15 protein-coding genes are annotated in these 17,953 nt (G+C 67.7%); 4 read left to right on the forward strand and 11 right to left on the reverse strand.

Features of this window, described 5'->3' with window-relative positions; all coding sequences use genetic code 11:
- Window positions 1–46: 46 nt before the first annotated feature.
- The 3 genes from ACWPQI_RS24940 to ACWPQI_RS24950 are packed head-to-tail and all read right to left on the reverse strand — an operon-like array spanning window position 47 to window position 2,639.
- The gene (locus tag ACWPQI_RS24940) at window positions 47–583 is read right to left on the reverse strand and encodes a PaaI family thioesterase (protein ID WP_006553199.1); all 537 of its coding nucleotides are present in this window, start codon (window positions 581–583) and stop codon (window positions 47–49) included.
- A gap of 22 nt (window positions 584–605) precedes the next feature.
- Window positions 606–1,055 carry a universal stress protein gene (locus tag ACWPQI_RS24945; protein ID WP_006553198.1) on the reverse strand — a complete coding sequence of 150 codons (450 nt, stop codon included), beginning with the start codon at window positions 1,053–1,055 and terminating at the stop codon, window positions 606–608.
- 12 nt (window positions 1,056–1,067) lie between these two features.
- Window positions 1,068–2,639, reverse strand: coding sequence for an MFS transporter (locus ACWPQI_RS24950; RefSeq protein ID WP_039583601.1), 1,572 nt, complete (start codon window positions 2,637–2,639; stop codon window positions 1,068–1,070).
- Window positions 2,640–2,768: 129 nt separating this feature from the next.
- Here ACWPQI_RS24950 and ACWPQI_RS24955 point away from each other — a divergent pair, with 129 nt between their 5' ends.
- Window positions 2,769–3,437: a TetR/AcrR family transcriptional regulator gene (locus ACWPQI_RS24955; RefSeq protein WP_006554624.1), complete on the forward strand. Its 669-nt coding sequence runs from the start codon at window positions 2,769–2,771 to the stop codon at window positions 3,435–3,437.
- Between the two features lie 23 nt (window positions 3,438–3,460).
- Here the strand turns inward: ACWPQI_RS24955 and ACWPQI_RS24960 are convergent, their stop codons facing one another.
- On the reverse strand, window positions 3,461–6,475 hold the full coding sequence (locus tag ACWPQI_RS24960) for a Tn3 family transposase (protein ID WP_072816316.1): 3,015 nt from the start codon (window positions 6,473–6,475) through the stop codon (window positions 3,461–3,463).
- 147 nt (window positions 6,476–6,622) lie between these two features.
- Here ACWPQI_RS24960 and ACWPQI_RS24965 point away from each other — a divergent pair, with 147 nt between their 5' ends.
- Complete coding sequence (locus ACWPQI_RS24965) at window positions 6,623–6,871, forward strand: hypothetical protein (protein WP_474738872.1); 249 nt, start codon at window positions 6,623–6,625, stop codon at window positions 6,869–6,871.
- Between the two features lie 137 nt (window positions 6,872–7,008).
- Here the strand turns inward: ACWPQI_RS24965 and ACWPQI_RS24970 are convergent, their stop codons facing one another.
- The 3 genes from ACWPQI_RS24970 to ACWPQI_RS24980 are packed head-to-tail and all read right to left on the reverse strand — an operon-like array spanning window position 7,009 to window position 8,374.
- Complete coding sequence (locus tag ACWPQI_RS24970; protein ID WP_169918107.1) at window positions 7,009–7,185, reverse strand: hypothetical protein; 177 nt, start codon at window positions 7,183–7,185, stop codon at window positions 7,009–7,011.
- Between the two features lie 54 nt (window positions 7,186–7,239).
- Window positions 7,240–7,806 carry an HNH endonuclease family protein gene (locus ACWPQI_RS24975; protein ID WP_072815174.1) on the reverse strand — a complete coding sequence of 189 codons (567 nt, stop codon included), beginning with the start codon at window positions 7,804–7,806 and terminating at the stop codon, window positions 7,240–7,242.
- 13 nt (window positions 7,807–7,819) lie between these two features.
- A complete protein-coding gene (locus tag ACWPQI_RS24980; RefSeq protein WP_072815176.1) occupies window positions 7,820–8,374 on the reverse strand; it encodes a hypothetical protein in 555 nt (184 codons plus the stop codon).
- A gap of 258 nt (window positions 8,375–8,632) precedes the next feature.
- On the opposite strand from ACWPQI_RS24980, the gene mobF reads away from it, so the two are divergent.
- Both mobF and ACWPQI_RS24990 read left to right on the forward strand, forming a co-directional pair.
- On the forward strand, window positions 8,633–12,910 hold the full coding sequence (gene mobF / locus ACWPQI_RS24985; protein WP_474738873.1) for a MobF family relaxase: 4,278 nt from the start codon (window positions 8,633–8,635) through the stop codon (window positions 12,908–12,910).
- A gap of 47 nt (window positions 12,911–12,957) precedes the next feature.
- The gene (locus ACWPQI_RS24990; protein WP_072815180.1) at window positions 12,958–14,100 is read left to right on the forward strand and encodes a hypothetical protein; all 1,143 of its coding nucleotides are present in this window, start codon (window positions 12,958–12,960) and stop codon (window positions 14,098–14,100) included.
- Between the two features lie 55 nt (window positions 14,101–14,155).
- On the opposite strand, the gene ACWPQI_RS24995 is transcribed toward ACWPQI_RS24990, so the two are convergent.
- The 4 genes from ACWPQI_RS24995 to ACWPQI_RS25010 all read right to left on the reverse strand — a co-directional run bounded on the left by ACWPQI_RS24995 (window position 14,156) and on the right by ACWPQI_RS25010 (window position 17,947).
- Window positions 14,156–14,758, reverse strand: a complete 603-nt coding sequence (locus tag ACWPQI_RS24995; protein ID WP_072815181.1) for a hypothetical protein — start codon at window positions 14,756–14,758, stop codon at window positions 14,156–14,158.
- A gap of 156 nt (window positions 14,759–14,914) precedes the next feature.
- A complete protein-coding gene (locus ACWPQI_RS25000; RefSeq protein WP_072815183.1) occupies window positions 14,915–15,412 on the reverse strand; it encodes a DUF4913 domain-containing protein in 498 nt (165 codons plus the stop codon).
- 2 nt (window positions 15,413–15,414) lie between these two features.
- On the reverse strand, window positions 15,415–17,379 hold the full coding sequence (locus ACWPQI_RS25005; RefSeq protein ID WP_072815185.1) for a type IV secretory system conjugative DNA transfer family protein: 1,965 nt from the start codon (window positions 17,377–17,379) through the stop codon (window positions 15,415–15,417).
- Between the two features lie 16 nt (window positions 17,380–17,395).
- Window positions 17,396–17,947: a hypothetical protein gene (locus tag ACWPQI_RS25010; protein WP_072815226.1), complete on the reverse strand. Its 552-nt coding sequence runs from the start codon at window positions 17,945–17,947 to the stop codon at window positions 17,396–17,398.
- Window positions 17,948–17,953: the final 6 nt, after the last annotated feature.

Below are 17,953 nucleotides of genomic sequence, written 5' to 3' on the forward strand. Positions count from 1 at the left end.
TTGGCTCTGCGTGGTGTTCCGGTGGCCGATCCGGTTACGGAACAGGTCAGGGGGTGTTATCGGTGTGTGGGGGTGTGTTGTGGGTGAGGAAGTGGTTGACGTCGACGGTGAGGAACAGGGCGGTGGCGGTGGTGATCACGTGGGCGTGGTCGTTTTCGATGGTGGCTTGCAGGTGGAGTTTGCGGCCGTCGCGGGCGTGGATGTGGGCGCGGAGGGTGTAAGGGGTGTCGAGCAGGATCGGGGCGAGGTAGTCGATGGCAAGGTGGCGGGTGACCGCGGGTTCCCCGACGGTGTAGAGCAAGAGTCCGAACAGTTCGTCGAGGACGGTGGCGACCGCGCCGCCGTGGGCGATCGCGGGGGCGCCGACGTGGCGAGAGTCGAAGCGGTGGTGGGCGTGGACGCCGTGTGCGTCGCGGCGGGCGCGTAGCTGGTGGCCGTGGGGGTTGGCCGGTCCGCAGCCGAGGCAGTGGTCGTGGTGGGGTGGCAGGTCGGCGGAGTCGGGTGCGAGCACAGGGAAGGCGGGAATCCAGTCCGGGACCTGTCGGGGCTCGGGTGTATGGGTGCTGGGTGTGTTCTCGGTCATGGGCGCTTTCTGTGGGGTGTGTCTACCGTGCGGTGGTGAAGAGGATGTCGCAGTGGGCTTTGCGGGCGAGCTCGATCGGTGGGGTAGTCAGCAGCCGGGCCAGCAGCGGTGGCCGGTGGGGATCGGCGGTGACAATGAGGTCGGCGCCGGTGGCGGCGGCCAGGTGCAGCAGCGCGTGCGGGGCGGGTTCGGACAGGATGTGGGTTTCGATGTCGGTGGCGCCGTGGGCGAGGGCGTGCTGGTGGGCGGTCCGCAGGATGGCCTCGGTGGGAGTGGTGCCGCGTAGCTGGTAGGCGTCGGGTCCGAGCCGGTCGAGGTCCGCCCCGAGCTCACGTGCGTCGATGTGGTGGCGGGCGCAGATGATCAGGAGCCGGGCGTGGGTGGCGTGGGCGAGTTCGGCGGCGTGGTCGACCACACGGTAGGAGCGGTCGGATCCGTCGGTGTCGACGATGATCGTGCGATAGGCCGTCATGACGGGCGTCTTTCACGAGAAGGGAGCGTGTTTTGCGGGGGAAATGGTCGAGATGTATCGGCGGCGTGGTGCGCGGCCGGGGGCCAGTACTGCCAGCACGATCGCCCCGACGGTGGTGAGGGCGGCCAGGGCGAGCGCGGCCTGGCCGCTGCCGTGCACGAACGCGGCCTTGGCGAACTCGGCCAGCGGTGCGGCCACCGGTCCGGCCTGGTCGGCGACCTGCAGCGCCGCGGCCAGGGAATCGGCGACCGGGCCGCGGGCGGGCTCGGGCAACTGGGGCAGGGCGGGCTGGATGCGGTGGGTGTAGCCGGCGGCCAGCACGCTGCCGGCCACGGCGATCCCGATCGCGGCGCCGATCTCGCGGGCGGCGTCGTTGACCGCGGCGGCGACCCCGTGTTTGGCCTCGGGGGTGTCGGCGACGATGGCATAGGTCGCCGGCGCGGTGCACAATCCCAGGCCCGCGCTCATGATCAGCAGCGGCCACAGCAGGTCGAGGTAGTGCGCGGCGAGTGTCAGCCGGCTCACCAGCACCAGCCCGGCGGCGATGGTGAGCAGGCCGGCCACGGTCATCACCCGTAACCCGACCAGGCTCGACAGCCACGGCGCGATCACCGAGATCACGACCAGCGGCACCACCATCGGCGCCAACGCCAGCGCCGAGGCCAGCGGCCCGTAACCGAAGACCAGCTGCAGGTACTGCACAAGCAGCAGGAATACCCCGAAGGTGACCAGGAACTGGATGGTCACCGACAGCGACCCGGCACCGAAACCACGGCGGGCGAACAACCGCACATCCAGCAGCGGCGCCGCCGAGCGCAGCTCGACGACCACGAAGGCCGCCGTCGCGGCCACGCCGACCCCGGCGGCGGCGGCGACGAGCGGGTCGGCCCAGCCGCGCGCGGGGAACTCGATCACGGCGAACACGATCGCCGCGACAGCGACCGCCACCGCCACCGCGCCCACCCAGTCCACCTGCGGATGCTCGCGCTGGCGGGACTCGGCGATGGTGCACGCCAACCCCGCCAGCACCGCCCCGGCCACGGTCAACCCTACGAACACCGATAGCCACGACCATCGTTCGAGCAGCACCCCGGCACCGAGAATCCCCAGTATCGCCCCGGATCCGGCGACCCCGGCCCATATCCCCACCGCCCGGCCGCGATGAGCGGGGGCGAACCCTGCAGTGAGGATCGACAGCGTCGAGGGCATCACCAGCGCGGCGCCTGCCCCGGCCAGCGCGCGCGTCGCGATCAACCAGGCCGGGTCGGACAGCAGCAGCGGCAGCGCCGAGGCGGCGGCGAACACCACCAACCCCACCACCAGCACCACGCGGCGCCCGTAACGGTCACCGACGGCGCCGGCGGGCAGCACCAGACACGCCAGCACCAGCGTGTAGCCGTCGACGATCCAGGTCAGCTGGGCTTGGGTGGCCCCGGTCGCAAGCGCGATCTGCGGCAACGCCGAATACAACGCCGCCATCGCCGCGACCACCAGCGCCACCGCCAGGCACGACACCGCCAGCATCCACCACTGGGCCCTGGTCCAGCGGGCGATCTCGACAGTGTCCGTTCCGGGTGTGGCCACCGGCACCTCCCCGACTTTGAAGACCAACGGTATCTGTACGAGACCATTCGTATCATAGTGGTTGGGGGGTGGGATAGAGTTCACCCATATCAAGAGTTCAACGACACGAATTCGGAGGAAGGCGCGTCCATGACCGACCCAGGCCCGGCGGCGACCGACCCGCTCGCCGCGGACGACGAGCAGGCCGATCCGCGACTGGCGCGCTCACGCAACCGGTTGCTCGACGCGGCCACCCATCTGCTGTCCACCGGCGGTGTCGAGGCGGTCACCGTCGAGGCGGTCACCCGCGTGTCGAAGGTCGCCCGCGCCACCCTCTACCGGCACTTCGGCAGCACCACCCAGCTGCTCGCGGCGACTTTCGAACGACTACTTCCCCAGGTCGACACACCGACCGGCACCGGGCCCGTGCGTGAGCGGCTCCTGGCGCTGCTCGCCAGCCAGGCCGACCTCATCGAACAGGCTCCGGTGCAGATGACCACCCTGGCCTGGCTGGCGATGGGTTCCATCGGCGAGGACCACCCCGACCCGGCCGCGGTCACCTCGCTGCGCGCGCGCGTCATCGAGCAGTACCGCCACCCGTTCGACCAGATCCTCACCAGTCCCGAGGCCCGCGCGATGCTCGGCGAGCTCGACACCACCTTCGCCATCATCGAACTCCTCGGCCCGATCGTGTTCGCCCGTCTCACCGGATTACGCAGCATCGACCACGACGACTGCACCCGGCTCGTCGACAACTTCCTCACCGCCCACCGAACACCCACGCCAGCAGACACCGCTATCGACATCGCCACGCCGTAACCACGGGCCCCGGTTCCGCGCGGTCAGAACAAGGTGTCGCGCACCCGCAGCGGCCGGTACCCGGTCGGGCCCAGCTGGGCCAGCTCGGCGTCGATGTCGACCTCGATCGCGCCGAAGAAGTTGATGTTGGCACTGTGGGCCGGGCTGATGTGGGCCAGGACCTCGTCATCGATACGCTGCCCGGTCCGGCGCATCTGCTCGACAGCGAACCCGTAATACTCTGTGGTCCAGGCGATCACAGCGTTGGTCGTCAAGGTCAGGCACCAGGCCTGCTCGGTCTGGTCCTCGAGGTGGCGCGCCCGGATCATCCCCTCATGGGCATAGAGCAGGTCGCGGCGCAGCGCGTGCAGCGACTCGCCCTTGTTGAGCTGCCGCGAGATCTTGCGCCGGTAGTCCGGATCGGAGAGGTATCTCGCGGCGTAAATGGTGCGCCGCAGCGCCCCGTACTCCTTGAGCGCCGCGGCCAGGGTGTTCTGCCGCCCCGACGCCGACAGCTTGCCGACCAACAGCGACGCGGTGGCGTGCCCGAACTTCAGCGATCCGGCCAACCGCAGCAGATCGTCCCAGTGCTCGGCGATCAAACCCAGGTTGGCCTTGCGGGTCATCAGCGGGCCCGCGTGCGGGAACCGGGCCTCGGCCTCGGCGCGCGGGCCCGGCCGGTACAGGGTGATCCGCCCCAGATCCCGGATCCGTGGCGAGAGCTGCATCCCGAGCAGGTCGAACAACCCGAAGTTGACCAGGGTGACCCCGTGGGTGTCGGTGGCGTGCTCGGTGATCGGCAGATCGGTGGCGTTGCCCAGGATCTCATCGAGCACGTAGTGGGCTTCGCGTTTGGTCGCCACGATGACCTTGGTGCCGTAGGTGGCGTGGGTGTCGCTGACATGGGTGTAGGTCGACAGGCCCTCGCTGGCGAAATAGCGGCTCAACGGCCGCGCCGTGGTCGACTTACCGCGCGTCGGGAAACGCTGCCCGTCGCTCGACGACAGTGTTCCGGCGCCGAACACCGCGGTCAGCGGCAGCCGCTGGTGGTAGCCGACCAGTACCAGGTTGGCCGCGCGCAGGGTCTCCTCGCGCACATACCACTCGTCGGTCCAGGCCAGGATGTCGTAGGTGATTCCGCACGCCTCGGCCATCCGGGTCAACCCCAGGTTCGTCGAGTGCGCCAGCAGTACCGCGATCAGGTTGCGTTTGAGCTCCGGCGTCCGGGTGGCCTGACCGCCGGCGTGGGTGAAGCAGTCCAGGTAGCCGGTGCGTTTGTCCAGCTCGATCAGCAGCGACACGATCGGCGCGAACGGCAGCATTTCGGTCAGCTCGGCCTTGAGCGTGATCGCCTCGGCGGGAACATCTTCCGCGCTCAGCGGCGAGATCACCAGATCCCCGCCCTCGTCCAGCCGGACCGGGCCGTCCCCGCCGGCCAGCACCTCCTCCAGCTCACCGAGAGCGTCGTGCAGTTCGGCGACCACGGTGGCCAGCGCGACGCCAGGATCGGCGGATCGCCCGACCAGGCCGCAGAACTCAACGCGTTGCGGTTCCCACTGCCCGGTGGTGAGCAGGTAGGCGGCCGGGTCGGCGTAACGGCGCGAGCCCGGCACGAACACATCCCCGCTGCGCAACCCGTCACGCAATCCGAGCAGCACACACAACTCCCAGTAGTGCCGATACGCGGTCGCGCTGCCGGATTTGCGGGCCTCGTCGAGGTAGCCGCGCCACTTCATCGGCACGAACCCGGTCGGGGCGTCATCGAAGACCTTGCGCCGCCCGGTCGCGTTCAACTCGCGCAGCATGTTCACCGCGATCAGCAACTCGGTCGCGGCGGTACCGCCGCAGAAGCGCACCGCTTCGAGCACCGCGGGGGTGAACTGACGCAGGTAGGTGTAGGAGGAATCCAACGCCGCCAGATGCCCGTGATCACGCGGCAACCTGGGCTTGGCCTGGGCGATCGCCGCGCGCAGGCGCTCCCACCCGATCTTCTCGCCGCGGATCAGCGCACCGATCTCCTCATCCGGAACGCCGGGGTCGGTGACGATTTCCAACAGATCGTCCAGCAGCGCCTGACGGTCCTCTCCAGTCTTCCCTCGTTCGGCCAGCCGCTGCTGCATCTTCCGTTCGGCAGCACCGAATTTCACCGAGATCGCCTGATCGAACAACGCCACGACCTCATCGAGGACATCGGTGCCGGACTGGGCCAGCACCGTGAGCAGGATCGGATACCGGCGTTGCGGATCCCGACGTTGCAGCGCTTGCGGACTCAGGCGCCGGCCCATCGTGGCCAAAAACCGGCGCCGCTCGGCGGGCAGCACCGACATATCCAGCCGATCAGCGCCCAACCCGCGCAGGAAACCCAGCTTGTCGACCTCGGCGCGGACCGCGGCCGCCGAGGCCTCCACCGGCCCGGTCGACAGCCACCGCAACCGCGAGATCCCCAGCGAAGCGTCGGTGACAAGCAAGCCGTCCAACTCCGCGCACCGCGCCGCAGTGAACTCGTGAGCGAGCCGGTCATAGGTTTCGGTCTGGGCCTGGTGGCGGGCGTGGGCGACCCGCTCGACCACGGTGACCGGGCCTGGCCGGATCACCTTCGCCGAGATCAGATACTCACACGCCAGCCGGAACAGCAGAGTCGGGGAATCGTGCTCCATCGCCCGCGCGAGCAGGAACTCATCGAGCTCCTTGAACTCGAGCGCACCGACCGCACGCCATCCCAGGTACCGCGCGGCCAGGCGCACATGCTCGGTGCGGGTCTTGGCTCGCCTGCCGTAGGCACCGATCACCACCGGATCCAACCGCAACTGCTCGGCGACACGAGCCACCGCCACCGGCGGAGCCGTGACCAGCCGATCCGGCACGAATCCCAGCCACGGCAGCGTACACAACGCGATCGCCAAGCCCAGCCGCTCGGCTGGGCCCCGGCCCCGGCCCGGATCCACGAACGCCAGATCCGCAGGCGTCAGCGTGAAGTACCGGAACAGCTCCTCGCGGCTGATCTCCGGGAATCCCCGCAGTCGTTCCAACTCCTCGTCCGCGAACATCCGCGTCGCCACGACCCCAGCCTCCACCAGCACCGACCAACATCATCATCGGCAGTCAAGCACCAACCAGTCGACAGCGCATGCCGAACTCGAAACCCCGTGCCCACCAGTCGGATACGCCAAATCCGCCCGATTTCCGGCGGATGCTACGGCTACCCCTTGACGGTGGCCGGGTACTTCTCCTACGCCAACGGGCAGGGCGTCGAGGCCGGGTGCGCGTTCCGTGCCGCCCGCGAGGAAGCCACCCGCTTCCCGCTGTGCGACACGCGGTTCCTCGGGTTGCTCGAACAAGCACTCGAGCAGGGACTGCACCCGTCGATGATCCGCGAGCTCGCAGGCACCGCAGTGCGCATCGCCCGCGAACGCTTCGGCATCGAGCTGCCCGCGCCCAGCGGTGACCGGATCTGACACCACCCGACACGACGAGGCCCCCGGAATCCGTAGTTCCGGGGGCCTCGCCCGTTGCGCGCAAGTGTTGGTCAGGTATCGAGCCCGACCACCACTTGCGCACGTCTTACACCGCACAGCATAGTGCCGCACGCACGCTACAACGCATCGCCCACCTGCTCGTCCGGGAACGCCAGGTCGAACGACCCGGACGCCGGCCGGGACAACGGCACCGGCTCACCGTGGAGGACCGCTTCGAGGTCACTCTCGCTCGGCCGGATCGTGTGCTTGACCGCCTCGTACAACTGCTTTTCCACTTCGGATCGCTGAACCATCGACACCCCTTCGCGTGTAGTCACCGGACCTACCAGCACAGGCCCACCTGTTGCTCAGAACAGCGTCTGCTGCCACTGTCCCGGATCGGTCTTCGCGCGCAGCAACGCCTGCTCGTCGTAGCCGTCGCGCAACGCCTCCCGGATCGCCAGCGACCGCTCGTAGCGAGTGCGGCCCTGCCCGTCGAGCAGAGCGTGACCGGACAGCCGGCCCAGGGCAATCGCGTAGCGCACGTTCTCGCTGTAGGTGGATTCCACCAGGTGCGCCAGCCCGACCCGCACACACAACGGTTCGTTGCACTTGTGCTCGCACACCACGTTCGGAGCCAACGGCCCGTGCGTCAGTTCCACCGAAAACCGATGCGCGAGCATCGTGCGTTGCCGATTCCCGCGCTGGAAGTTGAACCGCCCGTATCCGTCCGGCGCACTGATCGCCCCGACCCAGTACCAACACGTCGGGGACTTCACGACCTTCGACCAGAACGCGGAGATGTTCGCCTGCGACGGCCGCAGCGAGTTGTCCACCACCCGTACCCGGCGACGGTCCGGAGCATCGTCGGCGACGAACTCGACGGTGCCGTCGCTGAACGCGAGGTCGAACAGCGGCTCCTCGTCTTCGCTCACGGCCGCACCGCGCTCAGGACACGGCCACGCTCACCGGCCGGTCCTCGTCGGACGGCTCAGCGCTGTCCGAGCTGTCGCCGGTGATCCCCAGGTCGGCCCGAGCCTGCTCGATGATCTTCTTCGCCTCGCGCACACTCACACCGAGCAGCGGAGCCAGCTCCGCCGCCGACGCCTTACCGCTGAACGCGACGATCGCATCGGCATACTCGCGCAGCAACATCTCTTCCTGCTCGCGTTCGGCCGGCGTCATCTGCTCGGCGTCGGACTCCAGCTCCTCACGCACCGCAGCGATCTTCGCCGCATACTCCTGCCGGATCTTCTCGATCTTCCGATCACGCGCTTTCTCGAGCCGCTCGATCTTCTTCAACGGCGCGTCGGCACGAGCGGACACCGCCGAGTCGAGCTTCGCCAGCTTCTCGGCGGCGGCGTGGATCGGCGCGGACAGCTTCTCGAGCTCCGCCTGACGAGCCAACAGGCGCTCGCGTGCGCGGCGCGCGTTCTCCCGGACATTGCCGGCGGTGTGCGGACGCAGGGAGCGGCGGGACGCCACACGAGAAGTCGAGGCCATAGTCCCGCAGTGTAGCGGCTCGCCACACCCCGCGGGGAGCTCCGCGCCCCGCTTCGTCGTCACCTCGACATGCCATCCGTTTCGCTCACCTCACCGACGAAAAACCACCCCAACCGGCCTAACACCCGCAGCTCCGCAGCTCCGCAGCTCCGCCAGGACCCCCCGAGGGCCTGTCGGACCTCGGTGCGAACTCCGTTCGCCCAGAAAATTCTCACACCTCATGCACTAAAGGTGCGACATGGCATAATCGGCGCCGTGATGACCGTCCACAAGCTCAACGCTGGGGACGGCTATGTCTATCTCACCAAGCACGTCGCCAAGGGCGACGCCACCGAGTCCCGCAAGCCCGATGCGGTCGACTACTACGTCGCCAAGGGCACCCCGCCCGGCGTGTGGTGCGGGAAACTGGCCGAGAAGGTCGGTGTCGAGGTCGGCACCGAAGTCACCGAATCCGCGATGCGATCGGTGTTCGGTGCTGCGCGTACTCCGACCGCCTTGGACACCAAGCCCGGACCCGAAGCCTCGGTCGAAGAGCACCTGAACTGGTCCCAAAGCACCGCCCTCGGACGAGCGTTTTCGTGGTTTCAGAACAGTCAGGAATACGTCCACGACGTCGAGGAACTGTGCACCGCCTACAAGGCGCAGCACGGGGAATACCCCGACACTCAGACCAAGAAGGACATCCAGTTCGCCACCGCCCGCAAGCACCTGAGCCGCGAAAGTGCTGAGCAGGCCGGGCTGCTCAGCGATGAAAGTGTGTGGAAGTTCATCACCGAGCAGTACAGCAAGGCGCGGCAGCCGGTGGCCGGCTATGACCTGGTGTTCACCCCGATGAAGTCCATCTCGTTGCTGTGGGGCCTGGGCGACGATCAGGTCAAGGCCGCAGTTGAAGAAGCCCACAAGCAGGCCGTGGACGAAGCATTGGAGTGGATCGAAGATCACGTGATCTACACCCGCCGCGGCAAAGGCGGGGAGCGCAAGGTCAAGGCCGAAGGGCTGTTGATCGCCCGGTTCGATCACTTCGACAATCGCGCTGCGGACCCGAACCTGCACACCCACAGCGCCGTGCTCAATCGTGTCTATGCCGAAGGCCGATGGACCACCATCGACGGGTCCATTCTCTACAAGGCGAACGTGTCGGCGTCGGAGAAGTACAACACCCGGGTGGCCGATCTCGTGGCCCGCAAGCTCGGTGTCACCTTCGCTCCGAGGCCGGATACGCCGGTCGGCAAGCAACCGGTCTACGAGGTCGAAGGCATCCCGGTGTCCCTGATCGAGGAGTTCTCCCGCCGCGCCGCGATCGAGGCACGCCAGGAAGAGCTGGCCCGCGACTACAAGACCCGCTACGGCAAGAACCCGCCGAAGAAGGTGCAGTACGCCCAGGCGCAACAGGCCACCTTGGACACCCGCAACGCGAAGAATCCCCCACGCTCCCTGGCCGAATTGCGGGCCGAATGGCGCGAGCGCGCCGAGGCGATTCTCGCCGGGAACAATCCCGCCGAGCTGGTCGAATCCGTCCGCGGGGAACGGGACCGCCGACCGGAGTTGACTCCCGGGCAGGTGCCGGCGCTCGTCGATGAGGTCGTCGACACGCTCTCGCGCAAGGTCGGTTCGTGGACGGTGTTCTCGGTGACCGCCGAGATCGAGAGGCGCCTGCGAGAGTTCAGTTTCGCCGACGACGAGCAGCTACGCGCGCTCCACGATGATGCACTCGAACTCGCACTGCGCGACTACTGCCTGCCCATTGACATCGAGGAATATCACCTGCCCGAGCGGATCAGCGACCGCGTCGAACGGGGACGTCGGCGCAGCCTGCTGGTCGATCGCGCGCAGATGCGTTACACCGCGCAAGCGGTTCTCGACGCCGAGGACTTCATGCGTGAGCAGGCCCGGATGGACGACGAGCACATCGTGGACGACCGGATCATTCGCCGCAAGATCCGCGCCGTCGAGGAGGCGAACGGCCACGAGCTCGGTGCCGATCAGCTCGCCATGATCGAACACTTCCTCACGGCCGGCAAACGGGTCGCGGTGGCGGTAGGTGCGGCCGGTGCCGGCAAGACCACCGCCGCCACCGTGATCGCCCGCGCCTGGGAAGCGGTCAACGGAAACGTCATCGCTCTGGGGCCGTCGGCCCGTGCCGCCGAAGTGCTCGGTGAGGAAATTTCGGTGCAGGGCCGCACCATTGCCGACGTGCTCACCCGCCACCGCGTCGGCATCGCAACCGGCATCGGCAAGGGTGATCTGTTGCTGGTGGACGAGGCGGGCATGGCATCGGCCCGCGATCTGGCCGACCTGACCCGCATCGCCACCGAGTCCGGTGCGGTGGTGCGGTTGTTGGGTGATCCGCAGCAGCTCGCTTCCGTCGAAGCCGGTGGCGTTCTGCGTGATCTGGCCGATCGCACCAACGCCCCGTTCCTGCGCCAGGTCCACCGTTTCGCCACCGTCGGTGAGGCCGAGGCGAGCCTGCGCTTGCGCACGGGCGATGTGACGGTGCTCGAGTGGTACGAGCAGAACGATCGCATCCGGCAGGGCATGGCGCACGAGCTGGCCGATGCAGTGTTCGACGCCTACGTCGCCGACGTCGAGGCCGGGCAGGTCGCGTTGATGGTCGCCCCCACCAACGATCTGGTGCGCCAGCTCAACGAGAAAGCCGCCGCCTACTACCGCGCCAACGGCACCGTCACCGGACCCGGCATCGTCCTGGCCGACGGTCTCGAGGCCGCTGTCGGGGACGTGGTGGTCACCCGGAAGAACAATTCGAAGTACGTCGTCGAGGACTCCGACGGCAACACCTCGGGCCGGGTGAAGAACGGCGACCTGTGGACCGTCGCTGCCATCGGCGACGACGGATCGCTGCGGCTGCGCAACAACATCAGCGGCGGCCAGGTCACCGTCGCCGCCGACTACATCACCGACAACGTGCAACTCGGCTACGCGACCACCGTGCACCGCTCGCAGGGCATGACGGTGGGAAGTTGCCATGTGCTCGCCGGGGCGAACATGGATCGCCAGTCGTTGTACGTCGCGCTCACCCGCGGCAAGCACGCCAATATCGTCTACGCTGCCAACGACGAGCTGCCCGACTGGGACTTCGAACATCGCCCGGATGAGCATCCCGGCGCGATCGGTCTGCTCGCGAAGATCATCGCCCGCGACGGTTCCCAGCGCACCGTGCACCAGATGATCGAGGACGAACAGCGCAAGGCCGCGTCCTGGTCGAAGATCGTCGATATCTACATGCTGGCCGTCGGGGAGCTGTACGCGGACTACACCGAACAGCTCCTGGGCCGGATTCTCACCGACGAGCAGTTCGGCTGGGTGCACAGCCTCGGCGGGTGGGATCAGATCGTCACCTACGTCGCCCAATCGGAAACCTTCGGCTGGGACACCGAGACTCTGCTGCGCGAGGCCGCCGCCGTGATGAGCTCCGAAGGCAGAGCCGGCCGGATCGACACCGAGACCAACTCCCCCGGCCAGGTCATCGCCCGCGCCCTGAAGAACCGCATCGACAACTCCGACGGAGCGCAACTGCCACGCCGCCGCACCGACGCGGTAGCCGCCTACCGCGTGCCAGCACTGACCGACGCCGCGGCCGCAACCGATCCCATCCTCGCCGCCTACGCCCGCTCGTGCGAGCAGCAGATGCACGCGTTCATCGACTCCTACACCACCACCGCCCTCGAACAGAACGCGCCGTGGATCACCGCCATCGGCCAGCGGGGAACCGATCCCCGCCGGGTGCGGCTGTGGGAGGCCACGGTGCGGGAAATCGCGGTCTCGCGGGTGCTCGCCGACGCCCCCGCCGACGAGACCGATCCGATGGCGCACATCCGGCAGGCACGCCAGGGTGCGGTCGAGACGAACATCGAGCGGTTGCGCCGACCCGAGGACACCCGCGGCGAGGTGGCCGGACCCTACGCCCGCTACAGCGACGCCGAGCTGGTGTCCGCGCAAGGTGTCAGCCGGGGACGGCTCACCGAAGATGCGATGCTGCTGTCGCTGGCCCGCGACGAACTCGAGCGGGCACGAGGGGAGATGTCCGCCCTCTCGGGCGTGGAGCGGTCCCTCGCACAGGTCGAAATCGACGAACGCAACATCGCGGTGGTGCGTGCTGCCCGCACCCGACTCGATGCCCTGACCCGGTCCCCGCACGTGACCGAACACCAGATCGCCGCTGCCCGCGCCGCTGTGACCGCCGCCGAACAGGCAGCGCCGCCCGAGCGACGCTGGGCGGTGATCGAACGCGGTGCACAGCACTACCGCGCCGCCGAAGCCGCCAAGGCCCGCGCCCGCGCCACCGACGATCAGACCATCGGGCGGATCACCGACCGCATCACCCGACTCGAGGAATCGATCGCCGCCGAACGCACCATCCTCGGCCAGATCGACGCCGAACTCGCCCGACGCAAGGCCGGCGGACCCGACTACACCACCGGCACGTCGACGCGACAGACACACACCGATTCGGGGGCGAACGTCCAGTTCGGTCTCGACCCCCTCGACCACGACACCGGACCGGAACGGGACCTGTAGGCCCGGACGCGGCGACCCCCGCCCCCGATGGCACAAGGAGAAGGACTATGGCGGACAACGACCAGAAGCGGCGGTTCCTGCGCAATCGGGGACGAGCAGCTCACCCCACCGAGGCGGCGAGTGCACCGAACTCGCTCGACGGGTCCCCGGCCGGTGCCCAGGCGAGACCGCAACCCCGACCGGCCAGGGCGCAAGCCAGCCAGGACGTGACCGACCTCGTCGGCTTTCTTCGCCAAGTCGACGGCCGCCGCGCTCAAGGGCATCCGGCCCCGGCACCGAAGGACCGAACCGAGGTTCTCGGCGCATTCCGGGGACAGCCCGCCGAGCAGACCACGGTCCAGATTCTGGCAGCAGCAGCAACAGCCCGGCATGTGGGCGCGCAGGCACAGATCACCCGCAAATGGGAGCAGCTCGCGCAGGAGAATGCGGCACGACTGGACGCACTGCGAGCACAGCAGTACCGGAAAGAGCAGCAGCGATATGTGCAGGTGCAGATGCCCCTGGACGAGATCGCCCGCCGCCTCGCCGAGCGGCAGGCCACCGACCGGGACGCCGACAACCGCGTCTTCGACGCCGCCGCCGCCGTCGCATTGACCTACGTCGCCGCCCGAAGTGTGCCGTCGTTCGACAAGCTCGCCGAACTGTCCGAACAGCACCTCGCAGTGGCCGAACCCACCGAGCAAGTCCCGGCAGCGGTGACCGAATCCCTCGCCCGCACCACCGACGAACACACCGCCGACTCCGACACCGTAGAGATGAACGTCGACAAGTCCGAGACCAACCCGGACGTGTCCAGCGACCCTGCCCCGCAGCCCGACCCGGCCGACGCAGTCGAAGAAGAAAACGAAGCGGATGTGTCCGACCAGCTCGAACGGATCGCAGAGACGGCACCGACGAGCAGTGGTGACCTGGGCAAGATCGGAGCTGCCCTCGAGTCCGCCGGCCGGGGTCTGGCCGCCGCGGTCGGCCCGGTCAACGGTGACGACGAGGTCGCTCCTCCCCTCTCACCCGTCAACCTGAACCAGCTCAGTCAGGAACTACTCGATGCGATCGGTGCTGCAGTGAGCAGTCACCCCCGATCGGTAACCGAGATGCTCAACATCGAACGCACGCCCGACCACACCAACGAGGCCGCGTTCGTCCCTGACACCGGCGTCGAACACAGTCACGAAGCAACGCTCGGGTACTGACCGAAGACAGCACTGTGGGGACCACCGGACGGTGGCCCCCACAGTCGTCATACTGCTACGCCAGGTCTGTGTAGAACGCGTAGATCGTGCACGCGAGGACGAAGACCCCGGTGCACAGGGCGCACAGCGCCATTCCCAGAGCCGTCCGCCAGTATTGGATGGCTTTTTCCTTGAACAGCGGGCTTTTGCCGAACCACATGACGGCGGCAAGACCGAGGACGAACACCAGCACCGCGACCATCGCCGTCCAGGTAGCCCACCGCCCGTATCCCACGGCTTGCGCAACCAGGTCCGCAGTTTCCCCGGCCGGGACGTACTCCCACAGGACCACCGTGTCCTGGTTGAAATAGAACCATCCGATCACAGCGACGAACGCCAAGACCACTGCTGCGTGCTGGACCCACCACCACCGGCTGCGGGGTGCGTAGCGGGACACAGCATCGAGGGCTTCGCCACGCACCTGCTCGGCAGGCAACTGAGCAACTCGCTCGCGCAGCTCCCCGACCGCGACCGCGGCCTGGTAGAACGCCAACTTCCGTTGATCGTCGCTCAATGACACTCCCCGCTCGTCAAGCCACTGCTGCTGTTCGTCACGGATCATCTGACGCCACTGCTCCCCGGCCGGTGCCAGATCCGGCTCGGGCAAAGATAGTTTCATGCCACTCCTTCGTATGTCGTAACCCAGCTCGTACCGGCCGAGGACCGCTCCCTCATTGCCCGGATCACCGCGTCGTACCCAGCTCAGGGACGTAGGACTGCTGACCGAAAGCTCGGACGACTGGGACACCGTGACCGTGGATGCCCACGGTTTCTCCTAGCCGTACTGGTTGATGATCGTGTCGACCAGATCGGACGGAATCGGGTCCGCGGGCATGGCCGGCCAGCCCATGAAGCTGCGGTCGGCTTTGGCGTTGGCCATCGGTCCGGTGTCGCCGTCGAGGATGACCTTCAGGTGGGGTTCGAGGTGCTGTACCCACCACGCGGACACCGCGGACATCGAATCCGACGCTCGTGCTTCCTCCCATGCCTGGTGTAGCGCGGTCAGTCGGGCCACGACCTCCGGGTACGCCCACCACCTCGCATCCCAGGACAGGCCGCCGTCGTTGTCACTGATCCGCCGGCGGATCACCGGCAGGAAGAAACCGTTCACCCAGTCGATGACGTTCGCGTACTTCGGCTCTTTCTTCTCCTGCGGTTCCGGAGTGGAGTCGACTGCTGCGGCCTGTTCCGGGGTCCACTCGTCGGCGGTGCCGTCTCCGGACTCGTTGCCGGTGTCCCAGCGATCATCGGTCGTGCGGGGCAGATTCACCATGCTCATTCCTTCGACATGAACTCGGACGTAAACAGGGCAGTGGTGCGGGAGGAATCCACGACAGGCGCGTCCACGGTGCGTGGTTGCTGCGGACCCTCACTGCCTAGGCGATCGGACTCCCCCACCGGCAGCGCTTTCTGTTGGGCAGGGCCGAGCTGCTTGCTGTCCTTCGTCGACTGACGGATCGCCTCGGCGAACAGCGAGTTCCCCCAGAACGCCTTGCGGACCAGGATCGGGGTGGAGCCACCGATCGTCACCAGCGCCCGGGTTTTCGGCAGCGCCCGCAGGTCCCGCTTTTCGAAGATGGTTTCCTTCTGCCAATTGCTCGACACACTCGCCTGACCGCTGGAGAACAAACCGGTAGGGCGGCTGCGAGACTCGGTGTCGACGTAGTGGGTGCCCACGGCATCGACCAGGCCGGACAGGAAGGCGTCGTCTTCGACGTTGCCGCCGTACCAGACGACACTGCACGCATCGACCATGGACTTGAAGGCTTCGCGGCCCCAGACCTTTTCTCCCTGGGAGGGGGACTGGAAGAAGGTGATGAGGATGATGCCGCGACCACCGAAGTGCGAGTACCAGCGGGGCAGGTCCTCGATCTTGCAGATGTTGGCGGCCTCGTCGAGCACCGCCGTCAGCGGGATCGGCATCCGCTCCGATTCCTGCTGCTCGGAGTATTCCTCGGCGCAGGTGAGGATCTGCCCGACCAGGGCACTGGAGATCGCCGAGGACGAGCCGGGGCCGTCCTTGGACAGCGCATACATCGTGTCGGTGCGGGTGACGAACTCGGCGGAAATGAACTCCGGCAGGTCGTGGACGTGCTCTCCGTCTGTGATGGTGACCCGGCCGGACTGGTCGGTGCCGATGACGACCCGGCGGTTCGGCAGGACTGCTTCGGCGTAGCGGGGCTCGTCCAATGGGGAGAGGAATCGGCGGGCCATGTCGTAGAAGCCGTCGCGTTGTTTGGCGTTGACGGATTGTTTGCCGCGCATCGTGCGGGCCAGCTCCGGGTAGCCGTACTGCTCGAGCACGGCCGGGGGGATCTGTGACTGGGTGTGGGTCAGCCACTCGACCACATGCCGGATGTCCCCGCCGACCAGGGCAGCGGCGAGCAGGTAGGAGGCGAACAGGTCGCGGGCGTTGCCGTCGAAGTAGGCATCGACGCGGGCACCGGCATCGGTGGCAGCGGAGATGAAGTAGCCGCATACCGCCGCAGCAGAAGGCAGGTCGGTGACGGTGCGCAGCGGGTTGAACCAGAAGCTCGCACGTTCTTGTCGGTTGCCGGTAGACACGCCTTGCAGGTCGAATACCCACACCCGTCCTGTTTCGCGGCGGATGCCGACGGTGTGGGAGTACACATCGCCGCGGTTCGAGGCCACCAGTGCCGCACCGGGGGCGTGGCAGATCGCCGGGATCGCGAAGCTGGCGGACTTGCCCATGCGGGCGCCGGCGAAGGCGATCGCTACGAACTCCCAGGTCATGCGCAGGGTGCGATCCCCGACCACGGTGTGTCCGAGGGGGATGCCGAGGTAGCCGGGGTGATTGGTGGGGATGGCCGGGGCGAGCCGGTCGGTGCTGGCGGCGAGGTATTTCGGGTCGGCCTCGTCGACCTCCTTCGGGTCGACCATCGTGCGGGCGAGGCGGTCGATGCGCTGTTCGAACTGCTTGCCCTTGACGGTCTCGAGCACTCCGAACCGGCGCAGCGCCCACCATCCGGCCCCGGCGAGAGCGGCGAGCAGGACCAGTTCGAGGACCAGGATGGTCGTCGCGCCGGCCGGCCAGCTCGTCGATCCGAACCCTAGGGCGAAGATCAGGCCGATCGGGTTCCAGGTGGGGTCTGCTCCCCCGCCGGTGTTGTAGGCGATCGTCGGCAGATAGGCCGCCACCACGAGGGCGGGGAACGCTTTGAGGAACACCTCGTCGGCGGCCGAGGAGCTGCGTGGTCGCTCGCGTCTGGTGTGTGCCATCGTTTGTGTGCCCCTTCTACTGCTGGAATCGGTAGTCGGTCAGTCGCCACCCGTCATCGGTGCGGACGGTGGTGGTGCGCCACAGTTGCGGGGTCAGGCGGGTGCTGCGCCCGCTGGCGTGCAGCACCGTCTGGGTACAGATCACGTCGATGACCACGGTGCGCATCCCGGCCGGGGCTGTCGGGGTGGTATCCGAGTGAGCGCAGACCGCCGTCACGGCGTCTTTCGCCGCTGCCCACTGCTGCCAATCGGCGTCCGGACGTACCTCGGCACGGCTGCCGGATTCGGCGACGGCGAGCAGGTCCCCGCCGAGATACGGTGTGGCCCGGATCAGGGCGTCGGTTTTGCTCTCGTCGATCGCGGGCTGCCAGGACAGGATCATCTGCATCGCGGTGATCGCAGTGTCGTCGGCGTCGATCTGCTGGGGTGAGAGCGGTTCGATCACCTGGTGGTCGTCGCTGCCCTCATAGACGTGCTGCTCACCTGCGGGGTCGATGCTGCCGCAGCCCGCCACTGCGACGGCGGCCGCGGTGCACACCGCCGCGACGGTGACTCGTGTGATCCTCACAGGCGT

The sequence above is a fragment of the Rhodococcus sp. LMD genome (genome assembly GCF_056108245.1).

What these genes read in the sequence shown, in the direction of transcription:
- ACWPQI_RS24980 (WP_072815176.1), bottom strand. Translation starts at nt 8,374, where the DNA reads ATGGCCTCGACTTCTCGTGTGGCGTCCCGCCGCTCCCTGCGTCCGCAC.
- ACWPQI_RS24990 (WP_072815180.1), top strand. Translation starts at nt 12,958, where the DNA reads ATGGCGGACAACGACCAGAAGCGGCGGTTCCTGCGCAATCGGGGACGA.
- ACWPQI_RS25000 (WP_072815183.1), bottom strand. Translation starts at nt 15,412, where the DNA reads ATGGTGAATCTGCCCCGCACGACCGATGATCGCTGGGACACCGGCAAC.
- ACWPQI_RS25005 (WP_072815185.1), bottom strand. Translation starts at nt 17,379, where the DNA reads ATGGCACACACCAGACGCGAGCGACCACGCAGCTCCTCGGCCGCCGAC.
- ACWPQI_RS24945 (WP_006553198.1), bottom strand. Translation starts at nt 1,055, where the DNA reads ATGACGGCCTATCGCACGATCATCGTCGACACCGACGGATCCGACCGC.
- ACWPQI_RS24995 (WP_072815181.1), bottom strand. Translation starts at nt 14,758, where the DNA reads ATGAAACTATCTTTGCCCGAGCCGGATCTGGCACCGGCCGGGGAGCAG.
- ACWPQI_RS24970 (WP_169918107.1), bottom strand. Translation starts at nt 7,185, where the DNA reads ATGGTTCAGCGATCCGAAGTGGAAAAGCAGTTGTACGAGGCGGTCAAG.
- ACWPQI_RS24940 (WP_006553199.1), bottom strand. Translation starts at nt 583, where the DNA reads ATGACCGAGAACACACCCAGCACCCATACACCCGAGCCCCGACAGGTC.
- ACWPQI_RS24955 (WP_006554624.1), top strand. Translation starts at nt 2,769, where the DNA reads ATGACCGACCCAGGCCCGGCGGCGACCGACCCGCTCGCCGCGGACGAC.
- mobF (WP_474738873.1), top strand. Translation starts at nt 8,633, where the DNA reads ATGACCGTCCACAAGCTCAACGCTGGGGACGGCTATGTCTATCTCACC.